Consider the following 13,550-nt stretch of genomic DNA (forward strand, 5'->3'; position numbering starts at 1 on the left):
GCTGCGGCGGGCGGCCCCTTGAGTGAGGGGTTGAGCTTGCCGGTGCCGCCGCTCTCCGGTGGAGGACCTTGAAGGGCCGGGCATCGTGAAGGTGCCCGGCCCTTTGGCGTGCGGGCGGGGATGCGGGCGGGGTGCACGCGTGTGTGCGGGGTGCGGGGCAGGCGCGGGGGCGCGGTGGGTTGCGACAGGGGGCCGTCGACAGGCGCGGGGTGGGGCGACCCGGCGCAGCGGGTGGTTGCCTTGCCCGCCAGCCGCCAGCCGCCAGCCGCCAGCCGCCAGCCGCCAGCCGCCAGCCGCCAGCCGCCAGCCGCCAGCCGCCAGCCGCCAGCCGCCAGCCGCCAGCCGCCAGCCGCCAGCCGCCAGCCGCCAGCCGCCAGCCCGGTCCGCAGCCGCCGCCGTAGTACCCGGTCCGTCGTCAGCTCCCGCAGTCGTCGTCCGGGTGCGGGGCGCGGGGGCCGCCCAGTTCCACCGCCGTGCAGCGCCAGCGGAGGTCCGCGCCGCGTTCCAGGCGGAAGGCCATCGCCCGTACCTGGTCACCGGCGCCGATGCGGGCGAAGGCCTCCACGGCGCCCTCGCGGGCGACGTAGTAGCCGATGTCCCGAACCACCGGGCGGGTACCGCGGGTGGCGCGCAGGGGGCCGTGTTCCGCGAGGCGGGCCAGTTCGTCGTAGGCGCGGCCTGCGGTGTGGCGGAGCATCCAGTGCACGGGCCGCTGACCGCTCAGCACGGCGAGGAGACGGTCGGCGAAGAGGTCGGTGGGGCGGGGCTGCGGGACGCGGCTGCGGGCGGCCTGGGCGGGCACGGTGCGGGGCTCGGCGTACGGCGAGGTGTGGGGAGCGGCTCGGCCTGCCACGGGAGTTGATGCCGGCGGGGTTGTGCGGTGGCTCGGCGGCGGTGTGAGGGACGTAGGGGCTGCGCCGCGGGCCGCGGTCGGTGTGGGAGTGGGAGTGGGAGTGGCAGAGACTGCACCTCGTCCCGCCGCACCCGTCGTACGAGCCCCGCGTCCCGGTGCGGCTGCCGGGCGGCCGTCTCCCGGCGCCGTGCGGGCTGTGCGCCGGCTGGGAGCCGCAGACGGGGTGTCCGTGTCCCTCACCGGAGGCGCGCTCTCCGCCGCAGGCGCCGTACGGGACGCCCCCTCACCCTGTCCGCGAGGCGACCCCGTGCCGGGGCGGCGGGGGTCGCGGCGGGTCGGGGGGCGGGTCGGGGTGTGCTGGGCGGTCCTGGTCATGACCTTGTGCATGCGGGTCCCCGTTTGGTCGGCCCGGAATGTACCGGGAAGTAACTTCGTGGTTGGGGATCTTGTACGGGGTCATGGACGGGGGTTGCAAGGAAGGGGCGGCGCGCGTCGGAGGGGCCGGATTGTTCACTTATCCGAGTGATTGAGGGGCCTCGAAGCCCGAAGGCGCAGGGGTGTCCCGGGTGAATTTCAGGCGTGGGGTGGACGCCTCCGGGGGTGTGGGTGGGGACTCGATGGGGGACCCCGCGCACGTATCCTGGAGGCCCTCACGGAGGCGTGGCACCGTCCGCGGAACCGCGTTCCCGGGGGCACTCTCCGAACTACGAAAGCGGCCAGCCATGCGCGTCTACGTCCCCCTGACCCTCTCCGGTCTCGCCGAGGCGTACAAGACGGGTGAGCTGGGGACGGGGCCCTTCGTCGCGTACGCCGTGACGCCCGCGCTGCGCGAGTGGTATCTCTCCGACGACATCGAGGAGCTGGAGTACGCGGCGCTGAACCGGGCGGCGCTCGGCTCGCTGCGGCTGCTGGCGGTCCACCCCGACGCGCCGCGGCGCCGGGTCGTGGTCGCCGTCGACGTCCCCGACGGCACCGCGCACGCCGACCCCGACCGCGGACTCGACCCGGCGGCGCTCGGCGAGGTACGGGTCAGCGGAACCGTGGCGCTGGCCAAGGCGGCCGCCGTGCACGTGGATCTCGGGGACGCGGAGGGCGATGTGAGCGCCGCCGCCGACGCGCTTCCGGCGGCCGACCGCGGGGACGACGACGCGCAGTTCGTCGTGGACGGGGCCGAGGACCACGAGCTGCTCTGGTACGCGACGCAGGAGATCCCGAACCTCGTCGGGCTGGCCGACTGAGCCTGTTCGGCGCCGGTCGGATGGCTGTATGTGCCCGTTGACCTGCGATTCTCTTGATTGTCAGTGGCGGCGGGTACTTTTTTGGCATGGGGATGCAAGGAAGCGCGCACATCGTCTGGGACTGGAACGGCACGCTGTTCCACGACAATGACGCGATCATCGGGGCGACGAACGCGGCGTTCGCCGAGCTGGGGCTGACACCGATCACGATGGAGGAGTACCGGGCGCTGTACTGCGTGCCGGTGCCCAAGTTCTACGAGCGGCTGCTGGGGCGGCTGCCCACCGACGCCGAGTGGGAGGTCATGGACGTGACCTTCCACCGGTACTACGCCGAGCACCGCGTCGTCTGCGGGCTCACCGAGGGCGCGGCGGACCTGCTCGCGGGGTGGCGGACCGCGGGGCGCAGTCAGTCGATCCTCAGCATGTACGGCCATGACGAACTCGTCCCGCTGGTAAGGGAGTTCGGGATAGAACCGCACTTCATACGGGTCGACGGGCGCACCGGACCCTCCGGCGGCAGCAAGGCCGAGCACATGGTGCGGCACCTCGGGGCGCTGACCGGCGTGGACCCCGCGCACACCGTGGTGATCGGGGACGCCGCCGACGACGCGGTGGCCGCCCTGCACGTGGGCGCGCGGGCCGTGCTCTACACCGGCGGTTCGCACAGCCGGGCCAGTCTCGAAGTGGTCGGCGTACCGGTGGTGGACTCGCTGGCGGAGGCCGTCGCGGAGGCGGAGCGGCTGGCGGCGTGAGGGTGACCGGTCGGCCGGGGTGACGGGGGCGACGCTTCAAGAGACCGCGCCTTTTGAAGCACCGTGCCTCAAGGGCTCTGTGCCTCAGAGGCACGGCGTCTCAGAGGCACGGCGCCTCAAGAGATACCGGGCCGTAAGAGACACCGCGCCCCCGTCACGTCACCTCACGCCGACCGCCGAGGTCACGTCACCGGAGCCTTCGCCCGCAGCACCGTCAGGAACTCCCGCATCCAGCTGGAGTGATCCGGCCACGCGCGAGCGGAGACCAGCGTGCCGTCGACCACCGTCTCGGCGTCCTGGAAGGTCGCGCCGGCGGACTGCATGTCGAGTTCGAGCGCCGGGTACGCCGTGACGCGCCGGCCGCGCAGGCCGTCGATCGCGGCGGTGAGCAGGGGGCCGTGGCAGATCTGGGCCACGGGCTTGTCCGTGTCGAAGAAGGACTTGAGGATCTTGCGGAGTTCGGGATCGTTGCGGAGGTACTCGGGGGCCCGCCCGCCGGGGATGACGAGGGCCGCGTACTGGCCGGGATCTACCTCGGAGAAGGCGAGATCGGCGGGCCAGGTGTAGCCGGGCTTCTCGGTGTACGTGTCGAAGCCGGGTTCGAAGTCATGGACGACGAACTGCAGCTTCTTGCGCTCGGGGGCGGCGATGTGGACCTCGTAGCCCTCCTCGCGCAGCCGCTGGTAGGGGTAGAGGACCTCCAGCGACTCCGCTGCGTCGCCGGTGACGATGAGGATCTTCGCTGTCATGTCGGTGCGCTCCTCGGTGGCCGTGGCATGTGTCTCCGCCGGGCGTCATGGGCTCACGGGCTCGTGGACTCATGACGTCGTGGACTCATGGGCAACGTGCCGCGCCCCGGGGTTCTTGCCAAGGGCCCTCGCGGCCCGGACTCCGTCACCGTCCCGACTGCCCGTGAATACGACGATTTCATGTGCTGCGCCCCTGTGCATAACGTCAAAGTTCCACCCTCGGTTTTGTACACAACCGGCTCATGACGAGCCCCCGGTGAGGAGAGATAGCCTTGTGGCGTGATCAGCGCGATATTTCGCGGGGGCATCGTCGCCCCCGCTCCGCGCCCGGCGACCACGGACGACATCCGTGACCGGGCGGCGGTCGCTGGTCCCAGGGTCCCTGCGACGGACCCTCGCGGGCGGGACGGAGCTCCAAGGGCTCCCAGGACGCCGTGCACACCCCGGGTACCGACGCAACAGAGAGCAGCGTCACACCCGGCGGGCGTGCCGAAAATGGCTGATAACCCACCGCTCATCTCACCTTGCGGCATAGCGTCTGAGCAGACCGGAGAACCCGGGCCGTGGCGTCGAGCCGCAGGGGAAGTGACCGTACTTCTTTCTACGTCACGCAACGGCGCGCGACAGGAGCCAGAGGACAATGCAGACCAAGCTGGACGAAGCAAAGGCCGAGTTGCTCGAAAGGGCTGCCCGGGTAGCTGAGAACAGCCCGGTCGGGGGGCATCTACCCACCGGGACGACGGACGAGAGCACTCCGGACCAGGAGACCGTGCTCGCGTTCCTCCAGCGCTACTACCTGCACACCGCCCCGGAGGACCTCGCGGACCGCGACCCGGTCGACGTCTTCGGTGCCGCCTTCTCCCACTACCGGCTGGCCGAGACCCGACCCCAGGGCACGGCGAACGTACGGGTGCACACCCCGACGGTCGAGGAGAACGGCTGGACGTGCAGCCACACCGTCGTCGAGGTCGTCACCGACGACGTGCCCTTCCTCGTCGACTCGGTGACCAACGAACTGACCCGCCAGGGCCGCGGCATCCACGTCGTCATCCACCCGCAGGTCGTCGTCCGCCGCGACCTCACCGGCAAGCTCGTCGAGGTGCTCACCACCCCGCCCGCCGGAGAGCTGCCGCACGACGCGCACATCGAGTCCTGGATCCACGTCCAGATCGACCGCGAGACCGACCGCGCCGACCTGAAGCAGATCACCGCCGACCTGCTGCGCGTCCTGTCCGACGTCCGCGAGGCCGTCGAGGACTGGGAGAAGATGCGGGACTCGGCCCTGCGGATGGCCGACGAGCTGCCCACCGAGCCGACCGCCTCCGACCTGCCCTCCAGCGAGGTCGAGGAGGCCCGTCAGCTGCTGCGCTGGCTGGCCGCCGACCACTTCACCTTCCTCGGCTACCGCGAGTATCAGCTCCGTGAGGACGACTCCCTCGCCGCGGTCCCCGGCACCGGCCTCGGCATCCTGCGCTCCGACCCGCAGCACGGCGGCGAGGACAGCCACCCGGTGAGCCCGTCCTTCGAGCGGCTCCCGGCCGACGCCCGGGCCAAGGCCCGCGAGCACAAGCTCCTCGTGCTGACCAAGGCCAACAGCCGTTCCACGGTGCACCGTCCGTCGTATCTCGACTACGTGGGCGTGAAGAAGTTCGACGAGAACGGCGAGGTCGTCGGCGAGCGCCGCTTCCTGGGCCTGTTCTCGTCCGCCGCCTACACCGAGTCCGTCCGCCGGGTTCCCGTGATCCGGCGCACGGTCGACGAGGTGCTGGAGGGCGCCGGCTTCTCGCCCAACAGCCATGACGGGCGCGACCTGCTGCAGATCCTGGAGACGTACCCGCGCGACGAGCTGTTCCAGACCCCGGTCGACGAACTCCGGTCCATCGTCACGTCCGTGCTCTACCTCCAGGAACGCCGACGGCTGCGCCTGTACCTGCGCCAGGACGAGTACGGCCGCTACTACTCGGCCCTCGTCTACCTCCCGCGCGACCGCTACACCACGGGCGTACGCCTCCGGATCATCGACATCCTTAAAGAAGAGCTCGACGGCATCAGCGTCGACTTCACCGCCTGGAACACCGAGTCGATCCTCTCCCGGCTGCACTTCGTGGTCCGCGTCCCGCAGGGCACCGAACTGCCGGAGCTGTCCGACGCCGACAAGGACCGCATCGAGGCCCGCCTGGTCGAGGCCGCCCGCTCCTGGGCCGACGGCTTCGGCGACGCGCTGAACGCGGAGTGCGGCGAGGAGCGCGCGGCCGAACTGGTGCGCCGCTACGGCAACGCCTTCCCTGAGGGTTACAAGGCGGACCACTCCCCGCGCGCCGCCGTCGCCGACCTGGTCCACCTCGAACAGCTCACCGAGGAGCAGACCTTCGAGCTGAGCCTCTACGAGCCGGTGGGCGCCGCCCCCGACGAGCGCCGCTTCAAGATCTACCGCAAGGGCGCCCCGGTCTCCCTCTCGGCCGTGCTGCCGGTCCTCAGCCGCCTCGGCGTCGAGGTCGTCGACGAGCGGCCGTACGAACTGCGCTGCTCGGACCGTACGACGGCGTGGATCTACGACTTCGGGCTGCGGATGCCCAAGTCGCAGAACGGCAACGGGGATTCGCTCGGCGAGAACGGCCGCGAGCGGTTCCAGGAGGCGTTCGCCGCCACCTGGACCGGGCAGGCCGAGAACGACGGCTTCAACGCGCTGGTGCTGAGCGCCGGGATCGACTGGCGGCAGGCGATGGTGCTGCGGGCGTACGCCAAGTACCTGCGGCAGGCCGGTTCCACCTTCAGCCAGGACTACATGGAGGACACCCTCCGCAACAACGTTCACACCACCCGACTGCTCGTCTCCCTGTTCGAGGCGCGGATGTCGCCGGACCGGCAGCGCGCCGGGCGCGAGATCGTCGACGCCCTCCTCGAAGAGGTCGACGCGGCGCTCGACCAGGTGGCGAGCCTCGACGAGGACCGCATCCTGCGCTCCTTCCTGACCGTCATCAAGGCGACCCTGCGCACCAACTTCTTCCAGGAGGCGCTCGGCGGGCACGCGCACGCGTACGTCTCGATGAAGTTCGACCCGCAGGCCATCCCGGACCTGCCGGCGCCGCGGCCGGCGTACGAGATCTGGGTGTACTCGCCGCGCGTCGAGGGCGTGCACCTGCGCTTCGGCAAGGTCGCGCGCGGCGGGCTGCGCTGGTCGGACCGGCGGGAGGACTTCCGTACCGAGATCCTCGGCCTGGTCAAGGCGCAGATGGTGAAGAACACCGTCATCGTGCCGGTCGGCGCCAAGGGCGGCTTCGTCGCCAAGCAACTGCCGGACCCGAGCGTCGACCGGGACGCGTGGCTCGCCGAGGGCATCGCCAGCTACAAGATGTTCATCTCGGCCCTGCTCGACATCACCGACAACCTGGTGACCGGCGAGGTCGTCCCTCCGGCGGACGTCGTCCGGCACGACGAGGACGACACCTACCTGGTCGTCGCCGCCGACAAGGGCACCGCGACCTTCTCGGACATCGCCAACGGGGTCGCCGAGAGCTACAACTTCTGGCTCGGCGACGCCTTCGCCTCCGGCGGCTCGGCCGGGTACGACCACAAGAAGATGGGCATCACCGCGCGCGGTGCCTGGGAGTCCGTCAAGCGGCACTTCCGGGAGCTCGGCGTCGACACGCAGAGCGAGGACTTCACGGTCGTCGGCGTCGGTGACATGTCCGGTGACGTGTTCGGCAACGGCATGCTGCTCAGCGAGCACATCCGCCTGGTCGCCGCCTTCGACCACCGGCACATCTTCCTCGACCCGACCCCGGACGCGGCCGTCTCGTACGCCGAGCGGCGGCGCATGTTCGAGCTGCCGCGCTCCAGTTGGTCCGACTACAACACCGACCTGCTGTCGGCCGGCGGCGGCGTCTTCCCGCGCACGGCGAAGGCGATCCCGGTCAACGCCCACGTCCGCGAGGCCCTCGGCATCGAGGACAAGGTCGCCAAGATGACACCGGCCGACCTCATGAAGGCGATCCTCAAGTCGCGGGTCGACCTGCTGTGGAACGGCGGCATCGGCACGTACGTCAAGGCCGGCACCGAGTCCCACGCGGACGTCGGCGACAAGGCCAACGACGCGATCCGCGTGGACGGCGCCGACCTGCGCGTCAAGGTCGTCGGCGAGGGCGGCAACCTGGGCCTGACCCAGCTCGGCCGGATCGAGTTCGCCCAGCAGGGCGGCAAGATCAACACGGACGCGATCGACAACAGCGCGGGCGTGGACACCTCCGACCACGAGGTGAACATCAAGATCCTGCTCAACGGCCTGGTCACCGACGGCGACATGACCGTCAAGCAGCGCAACAAGATCCTCGCCGAGATGACCGACGAGGTCGGCGCGCTCGTCCTGCGCAACAACTACGCGCAGAACACCGCGATCGCCAACGCGCTCGCCCAGTCCAAGGACATGCTCCACGCCCAGCAGCGCTTCCTGCGCACCCTGGTCCGCGAGGGCCACCTCGACCGGGCCCTGGAGTTCCTGCCCACCGACCGCCAGATCCGCGAACGCCTCGCCCAGGGACAGGGGTTGACCAGTCCCGAGACGGCCGTCCTGCTGGCGTACACGAAGATCACGGTCGCCGACGAGCTGCTGCACACCACGCTGCCCGACGACCCGTACCTGCGCACCCTGCTGCACGCCTACTTCCCGACCGCGCTGCGCGAGAAGTTCGCCGAGCAGATCGACACCCACGCGCTGCACCGCGAGATCGTCACCACGGTCCTCGTCAACGACACGGTCAACACCGGCGGCACGAGCTTCCTGCACCGCCTCCGGGAGGAGACCGGGGCCTCCCTTGAGGAGATCGTCCGGGCGCAGACCGCGGCCCGCGCGATCTTCGACGCCGCCGAGGTGTGGGACGGCGTGGAGGCCCTCGACAACACCGTCGAGGCGCCCGTCCAGACCCGCATCAGGCTGCACTCGCGCCGCCTGTGCGAGCGCGGCACCCGCTGGCTGCTCAACAACCGGCCGCAGCCGCTCCAGCTCGCCGAGACCGTCGAGTTCTTCAGCGAGCGCGTCGAGCAGGTCTGGTCCCAGCTCCCCAAGCTGCTGCGCGGCGCGGACCTGGACTGGTACCAGGAGATCTACGACGAGCTCACCGGCTCCGGCGTCCCGGCCGAACTCGCCACGCGCGTGGCCGGGTTCTCCTCCGCCTTCCCGGCGCTCGACATCGTCTCGGTGGCCGACCGCACGGGCAAGGACCCGATGGACGTCGCCGAGGTCTACTACGACCTCGCCGACCGCCTCCACATCACCCAACTCATGGACCGCATCATCGAGTTGCCCCGCGCGGACCGCTGGCAGTCCATGGCCCGCGCCTCCATCCGCGAGGACCTGTACGCGGCGCACGCGGCGCTGACGGCCGACATCCTCGCGGCGGGCAACGGCACCTCGACCCCCGAGCAGCGCTTCGTGTCATGGCAGGAGAAGAACGCGGCGATCCTGGGCCGGGCGCGGACGACTCTGGACGAGATCCAGGGCTCTGAGACGTTCGACCTGGCCAACCTGTCGGTGGCGATGCGCACGATGCGCACGCTGCTGCGGACGCACTCGTAGTCCCTGGGTCGTAGTTACTACGCCCCTTCTTTAGAAGGCGCCTATTAGCAGTCGCTTCAGTAGTTGCTACGACGAGGAGGGCGCCCCGGGCCGCAACGGCCCGGGGCGCCCTTTTCATGGAGTGCCTTAGGGGTAATCAGGGGGAGGACTTACTCTGCCCGGCTAAGCCTGGTGACGTGACTCCGAACCTCACCGAGGAACGCGTGGCCGAGCCCGTCCGACCGGTGCGCAAGGTCGTCCTGGAAGTCGTGAAATTCGGCATCGTCGGCGGCAGCGGCGTCCTCGTCAACTTCACGGTCTTCAACACCCTGCTGCACGGCCTACGTTGGCCCGCGATGCTCGCGACCGTCCTGGCCAGCTGCGTCGCGATGGGCGCCAACTACCTCGGCTTCCGCTACTACACCTACCGCGACCGCGACGCCCCCGACGCCCGCCGGATCGCCCTGTTCTTCGCCTTCAGCGGCATCGGCGTCCTCATGGAGAGCGGCCTCTTCTACGTCGGCTACCACGGACTGGGCCTCCACGGTCCGCTTGAGGCGAATGCCGTGAAGGCCCTGTCGATCGTGCTCGCGTCCGCGTTCCGCTTCCTGGTCTACCGCACCTGGGTGTTCCAGGACGAGGAACTCTAGGCGACGGCGACCTGGCCCGCCGGCGCGGGCTCCTTGGGCTTGTCGGCGCCGCCCGTGAAGGCCTCGTACGCCCCCAGGACCTCCTCCGTCGGCCCGTCCATCAGCAGCTCGCCGCGCTCCAGCCACAGCACGCGGTCGCAGGTGTCGCGGATCGACTTGTTGTTGTGGCTGACGAGGAAGACCGTGCCCGCGTGCTGGCGCAGCTCGCGGATCCGCTCCTCGGAGCGTCGCTGGAAGGACCGGTCGCCCGTCGCCAGCGCCTCGTCGATCAGGAGGACGTCGTGGTCCTTGGCGGCGGCGATGGAGAACCGCAGCCGGGCGCCCATGCCGGAGGAGTACGTCCGCATCGGCAGCGTGATGAAGTCGCCCTTCTCGTTGATCCCGGAGAAGTCGACGATGCCCTGGTAGCGCTCCTTGACCTGCTCCCGGGACATGCCCATGGCCAGGCCGCCGAGGTACACGTTGCGCTCGCCGGTCAGGTCGCCCATCAGGGCCGCGTTGACGCCGAGGAGGGAGGGCTGGCCGTGGGTGTAGATACGGCCGTTCTCGACCGGGAGCAGGCCCGCGACGGCCTTGAGGAGGGTGGACTTGCCGGAACCGTTGGTGCCGATGAGTCCGATCGCCTCGCCCTTGTAGGCGACGAACGACACCTTCTTGACGGCGTGGACCTTACGGACACCCGCCGCCTTCTCGGCCTTCTCGCGGTGCAGGATGCGGTTGAGGGCGGCGGTCGCGGAGCCGCGTCCGGCGCCGGTCCCGTTGACCCGGTAGACGATGTCCACGCCGTCGCAGACGACGGTGGGGATGGTGCTGTCCGCGGCCACGGGGGTCCGCTCGGTGTGGTACTCGATGGTCTGCTCAGCCACGGCCGTAGGTCTCCTCAGCCTTCCAGAAGTAGATGAAGCCGCCGACTCCGGCGATCAGCGCCCAGCCCAACGCGGCCGGCCACACGTGCGGGGGGAGCTGGCTGGAGTGGTAGCTGTCGATCAGCGAGTAGCGCATCAGGTCGATGTAGACGGCCGCCGGGTTGGTCTCCAGGGCGAGCGTCACGATGTGCGGCAGGTGGTCCTTGCTGGTCAGCTTGTCGATGCTCCACATGACGCCGGAGACGTACATCCAGGTGCGCAGGATGAACGGCATCAGCTGCGCGATGTCCGGTGTCTTCGCGCCCATCCGGGCCATGATCATCGAGACGCCCGCGTTGAACGTGAACTGGAGGATCAGCACCGGGATCGCCATCAGCCAGGAGAAGCTGATCGGCACACCGAAGCAGAGCAGGATCACGACGAGGGCGGCCATCGAGAACAGCAGCTGCTGGAGCTGCTGGAGCGCGAACGAGATCGGCAGCGCGGCCCGGGGGAAGTGCAGGGCCCGGACCAGGCCGAGGTTGCCCGAGATCGCCCGGGTGCCCGCCATGATCGAGCTCTGCGTGAACGTCCAGATGAACACGCCCGTCACCAGGAACGGGATGTAGTCCGGCACGCCGCGCTTGGTGTCCAGCAGGACGCCGAAGATGAAGTAGTACACCGCCGCGTTCAACAGCGGCGTCATCACCTGCCAGACCTGGCCCAGCTTCGCCTGGCTGTACTGCGCGGTCAGCTTGGCGGTGGCGAACGCGGTGATGAAGTGCCGGCGCTCCCACAGCTGGCGGACGTACTCGCGCAGGGAGGGGCGGGCGCCACTGACCGTGAGGCCGTGGCGTGCGGCGAGCGCCGCGAGGTCGTCTTCGTCGGCCGGAGCCGGCGAAGGGGGCGGTGTGTGGAGGACCTGGCTCACATCCGCTGCTTTCGCTCGGGGGGAGGGGGTGCGTGCGTCCGGCTGCCGTGTTCCGTTGCCCGGCGTTTTCTTACGCTTCTCTTTACGTTCTCTTACGTCGGAACGGGACCGTATCGTCGCAACGTGAGCGTAGGCGGATTCGGCGTCGGAACGCAACCGTTTCGTCGTGACGGATGTGATGACGCCGTTAGGTTTTGGGCAGGGACGGGCCTGTTGCGTCGATACGGTCCGGGTAGGCGAGGATGGGCGTCCGCCGCGCGCCGCCCACGTCACGACGAGCCCGTTTCGTCGCAACGCCCCTATGCTTGGGCTATGACGACGAACGCCGACGAGCCCCAGACACGTCAGCGCCGCCGCACCCCCGCCGGGGCGGCCGTACTCCGCGAGGATGTGACCGAAGCCATTCGGGCGGCGGTCTTCGAGGAACTGGCGGCGGTCGGGTATGCCCGCATGTCGATCGAGGGGATCGCGCGCCGCGCGGGAGTCGGCAAGACGGCGGTGTACCGCCGCTGGCGTTCGAAGCTGCACCTGGTGCTCGACGTGGTGTCGGCGATCGCGGTGATGGGACTGCCGACGCCGGACACCGGTTCGCTGGAGGGCGACCTTCGGATGCTGTACGAGGTGACGTCACGGGCGCTGCGTCACCCCGTCGCCTCGCAGATCATCCCGGACCTCCAGGCCGAGGCGGCCCGCAACCCCGAGATCGCCGAGGCCATGCAGAAGGCGCTGCGCGAGGGCCAGGAGGGCGTGGCCAGCAAGATCCTGGCGGCGGCGGAGCGGCGTGGCGAGATCCGCCCCGGCATGGACGAGGACCTGGCCCTGGACCTGATCTCCGGCCCCCTGTACTGGCGTGCCGTGGTGATCCGCAGCCCGAAGCTGCCGAAGGGATACCTGGGGGCACTGGCCCGGGCGACGACGGAGGGCCTGAAGGCGCTGTAGGGCGCCGCCGTAGCCGTAGCCGTAACCTCCCCGGCTCCCTTCTCTCCCGCGCCCCTCAGCCGGCCGGTGAGTCGGCCGCCGCGTGGTCCAACCGCCGCGCCAGCTCCCCGAGTTCAGCAGCTCGCAGCACCCGACCACCGAACCCCGGCAGCGGTACGTGCAGGGCCCCGGTCCAGCGTTCGGGGATCGCCGCGCTCCCGTACACCGCCCCGGCGAGGCCGCCCGTCACGGCGGCGACGGTGTCCGTGTCGCCGCCGAGGTCGATCGCGGCGCGTACGGCGTCCTCGTAGGAGGACGTGGTCCGTAGGGCCCAGACTGCGGAGCCGAGGCAAGGCCAGACGGCGCCGTTGAACTCCGTCGCCAGGTCGGGGTGCCAGTCCGGTGCGAGGACGACGCCGTAGCGCTCCTGGTGGTCGGGGTGGACGTACCGGAGGGTCTCCGTGACGGCGTCGAGCGGGTCGCCGCCGTCCAGCGCGACGCGGACCAACTCGTGGAAGACGGCGGTGCCTTCCCAGGCCGCGCGGTCTCCGTGGGTGAGCGCGGCGATGCGGCGGGCGGCGTCCATCGTGGCGCCACGTCCCGCGCGCGCGAAGTGGACGGCCGACGGGGCGGCGCGCATCAACGCACCGTTCCCTGCGCCCCGTTGGCTCGTCTGGAAGTGCAGGGCGGCGGCAAGGTCCCAGGGGTCGCCACTGCCCAGTACGGCCTCGGTCTGGAGCCCGATGTCCTTCGGGTCGGCGGCCGCCCACTGCCGGAACCGCCGGAACATGTCCGGGAGTTGGAGCCCGCCGCACTCCAGTAGCGACTCCGCGACGAGTACGGCCATCTGCGTGTCGTCGGTCGCCTCGCCCGGGTCCCAGCCGCCGCCCCCGCACATCTCGCCGCCGTGACCCGGCACCGGAAAACGGGCGGAGAAGGCGCCTTCGGGACCGAACTCGAAGGGCGCGCCGAGAGCGTCGCCGACGGCGGAGCCGAGAACGGCGCCCAGGACGCGTTCCGATCGCGAACAGCCGTACACCGGGCCGGGGTTCATCAGTCCCCC

10 protein-coding genes are annotated in these 13,550 nt (G+C 70.4%); 5 read left to right on the plus strand and 5 right to left on the minus strand.

From position 1 onward, the window contains the following. Window positions 1-415: 415 nt before the first annotated feature. Window positions 416-853, minus strand: a complete 438-nt coding sequence (locus tag OG194_RS47680; RefSeq protein ID WP_442811639.1) for an Rv3235 family protein — start codon at window positions 851-853, stop codon at window positions 416-418. 722 nt (window positions 854-1,575) lie between these two features. Between OG194_RS47680 and OG194_RS28245 the strand changes: the two genes are divergently transcribed. Together OG194_RS28245 and OG194_RS28250 are read left to right on the plus strand one after the other, a co-directional pair. Further along, window positions 1,576-2,091, plus strand: a complete 516-nt coding sequence (locus OG194_RS28245) for a DUF6912 family protein (protein WP_327403595.1) — start codon at window positions 1,576-1,578, stop codon at window positions 2,089-2,091. An 86-nt stretch (window positions 2,092-2,177) separates the two neighbouring features. Then, on the plus strand, window positions 2,178-2,843 hold the full coding sequence (locus tag OG194_RS28250; RefSeq protein WP_327403597.1) for an HAD family hydrolase: 666 nt from the start codon (window positions 2,178-2,180) through the stop codon (window positions 2,841-2,843). A 182-nt stretch (window positions 2,844-3,025) separates the two neighbouring features. Here the strand turns inward: OG194_RS28250 and OG194_RS28255 are convergent, their stop codons facing one another. Next, window positions 3,026-3,592, minus strand: a complete 567-nt coding sequence (locus OG194_RS28255; protein WP_019056759.1) for a DJ-1/PfpI family protein — start codon at window positions 3,590-3,592, stop codon at window positions 3,026-3,028. A gap of 640 nt (window positions 3,593-4,232) precedes the next feature. On the opposite strand from OG194_RS28255, the gene OG194_RS28260 reads away from it, so the two are divergent. Both OG194_RS28260 and OG194_RS28265 read left to right on the plus strand, forming a co-directional pair. Further along, the gene (locus tag OG194_RS28260; RefSeq protein WP_327403598.1) at window positions 4,233-9,164 is read left to right on the plus strand and encodes an NAD-glutamate dehydrogenase; all 4,932 of its coding nucleotides are present in this window, start codon (window positions 4,233-4,235) and stop codon (window positions 9,162-9,164) included. 176 nt (window positions 9,165-9,340) lie between these two features. Next, complete coding sequence (locus OG194_RS28265; protein ID WP_327403599.1) at window positions 9,341-9,793, plus strand: GtrA family protein; 453 nt, start codon at window positions 9,341-9,343, stop codon at window positions 9,791-9,793. Here OG194_RS28265 and OG194_RS28270 read toward each other — a convergent pair. Next, complete coding sequence (locus tag OG194_RS28270; protein ID WP_327403600.1) at window positions 9,790-10,659, minus strand: ABC transporter ATP-binding protein; 870 nt, start codon at window positions 10,657-10,659, stop codon at window positions 9,790-9,792. The genes OG194_RS28265 and OG194_RS28270 overlap by 4 nt on opposite strands. After that, the gene (locus tag OG194_RS28275) at window positions 10,652-11,569 is read right to left on the minus strand and encodes an ABC transporter permease (RefSeq protein WP_327403601.1); all 918 of its coding nucleotides are present in this window, start codon (window positions 11,567-11,569) and stop codon (window positions 10,652-10,654) included. The genes OG194_RS28270 and OG194_RS28275 overlap by 8 nt, the downstream gene beginning before the upstream one ends. 312 nt (window positions 11,570-11,881) lie before the next feature. On the opposite strand from OG194_RS28275, the gene OG194_RS28280 reads away from it, so the two are divergent. Next, window positions 11,882-12,508: a TetR/AcrR family transcriptional regulator gene (locus OG194_RS28280; protein WP_327403602.1), complete on the plus strand. Its 627-nt coding sequence runs from the start codon at window positions 11,882-11,884 to the stop codon at window positions 12,506-12,508. A 55-nt stretch (window positions 12,509-12,563) separates the two neighbouring features. Here the strand turns inward: OG194_RS28280 and OG194_RS28285 are convergent, their stop codons facing one another. Then, window positions 12,564-13,541 carry an ADP-ribosylglycohydrolase family protein gene (locus tag OG194_RS28285; RefSeq protein ID WP_327403603.1) on the minus strand — a complete coding sequence of 326 codons (978 nt, stop codon included), beginning with the start codon at window positions 13,539-13,541 and terminating at the stop codon, window positions 12,564-12,566. Window positions 13,542-13,550 lie beyond the last annotated feature (9 nt).

Origin of the sequence: Streptomyces sp. NBC_01288, from assembly GCF_035982055.1 — a bacterium.
Taxonomy (GTDB): Bacteria; Actinomycetota; Actinomycetes; order Streptomycetales; family Streptomycetaceae; genus Streptomyces.

Coding starts and splice junctions, on each gene's coding strand:
- OG194_RS28260 (WP_327403598.1), top strand. CDS start 4,233: ATGCAGACCAAGCTGGACGAAGCAAAGGCCGAGTTGCTCGAAAGGGCT.
- OG194_RS28255 (WP_019056759.1), bottom strand. CDS start 3,592: ATGACAGCGAAGATCCTCATCGTCACCGGCGACGCAGCGGAGTCGCTG.
- OG194_RS28280 (WP_327403602.1), top strand. CDS start 11,882: ATGACGACGAACGCCGACGAGCCCCAGACACGTCAGCGCCGCCGCACC.
- OG194_RS28250 (WP_327403597.1), top strand. CDS start 2,178: ATGGGGATGCAAGGAAGCGCGCACATCGTCTGGGACTGGAACGGCACG.
- OG194_RS28245 (WP_327403595.1), top strand. CDS start 1,576: ATGCGCGTCTACGTCCCCCTGACCCTCTCCGGTCTCGCCGAGGCGTAC.
- OG194_RS28285 (WP_327403603.1), bottom strand. CDS start 13,541: ATGAACCCCGGCCCGGTGTACGGCTGTTCGCGATCGGAACGCGTCCTG.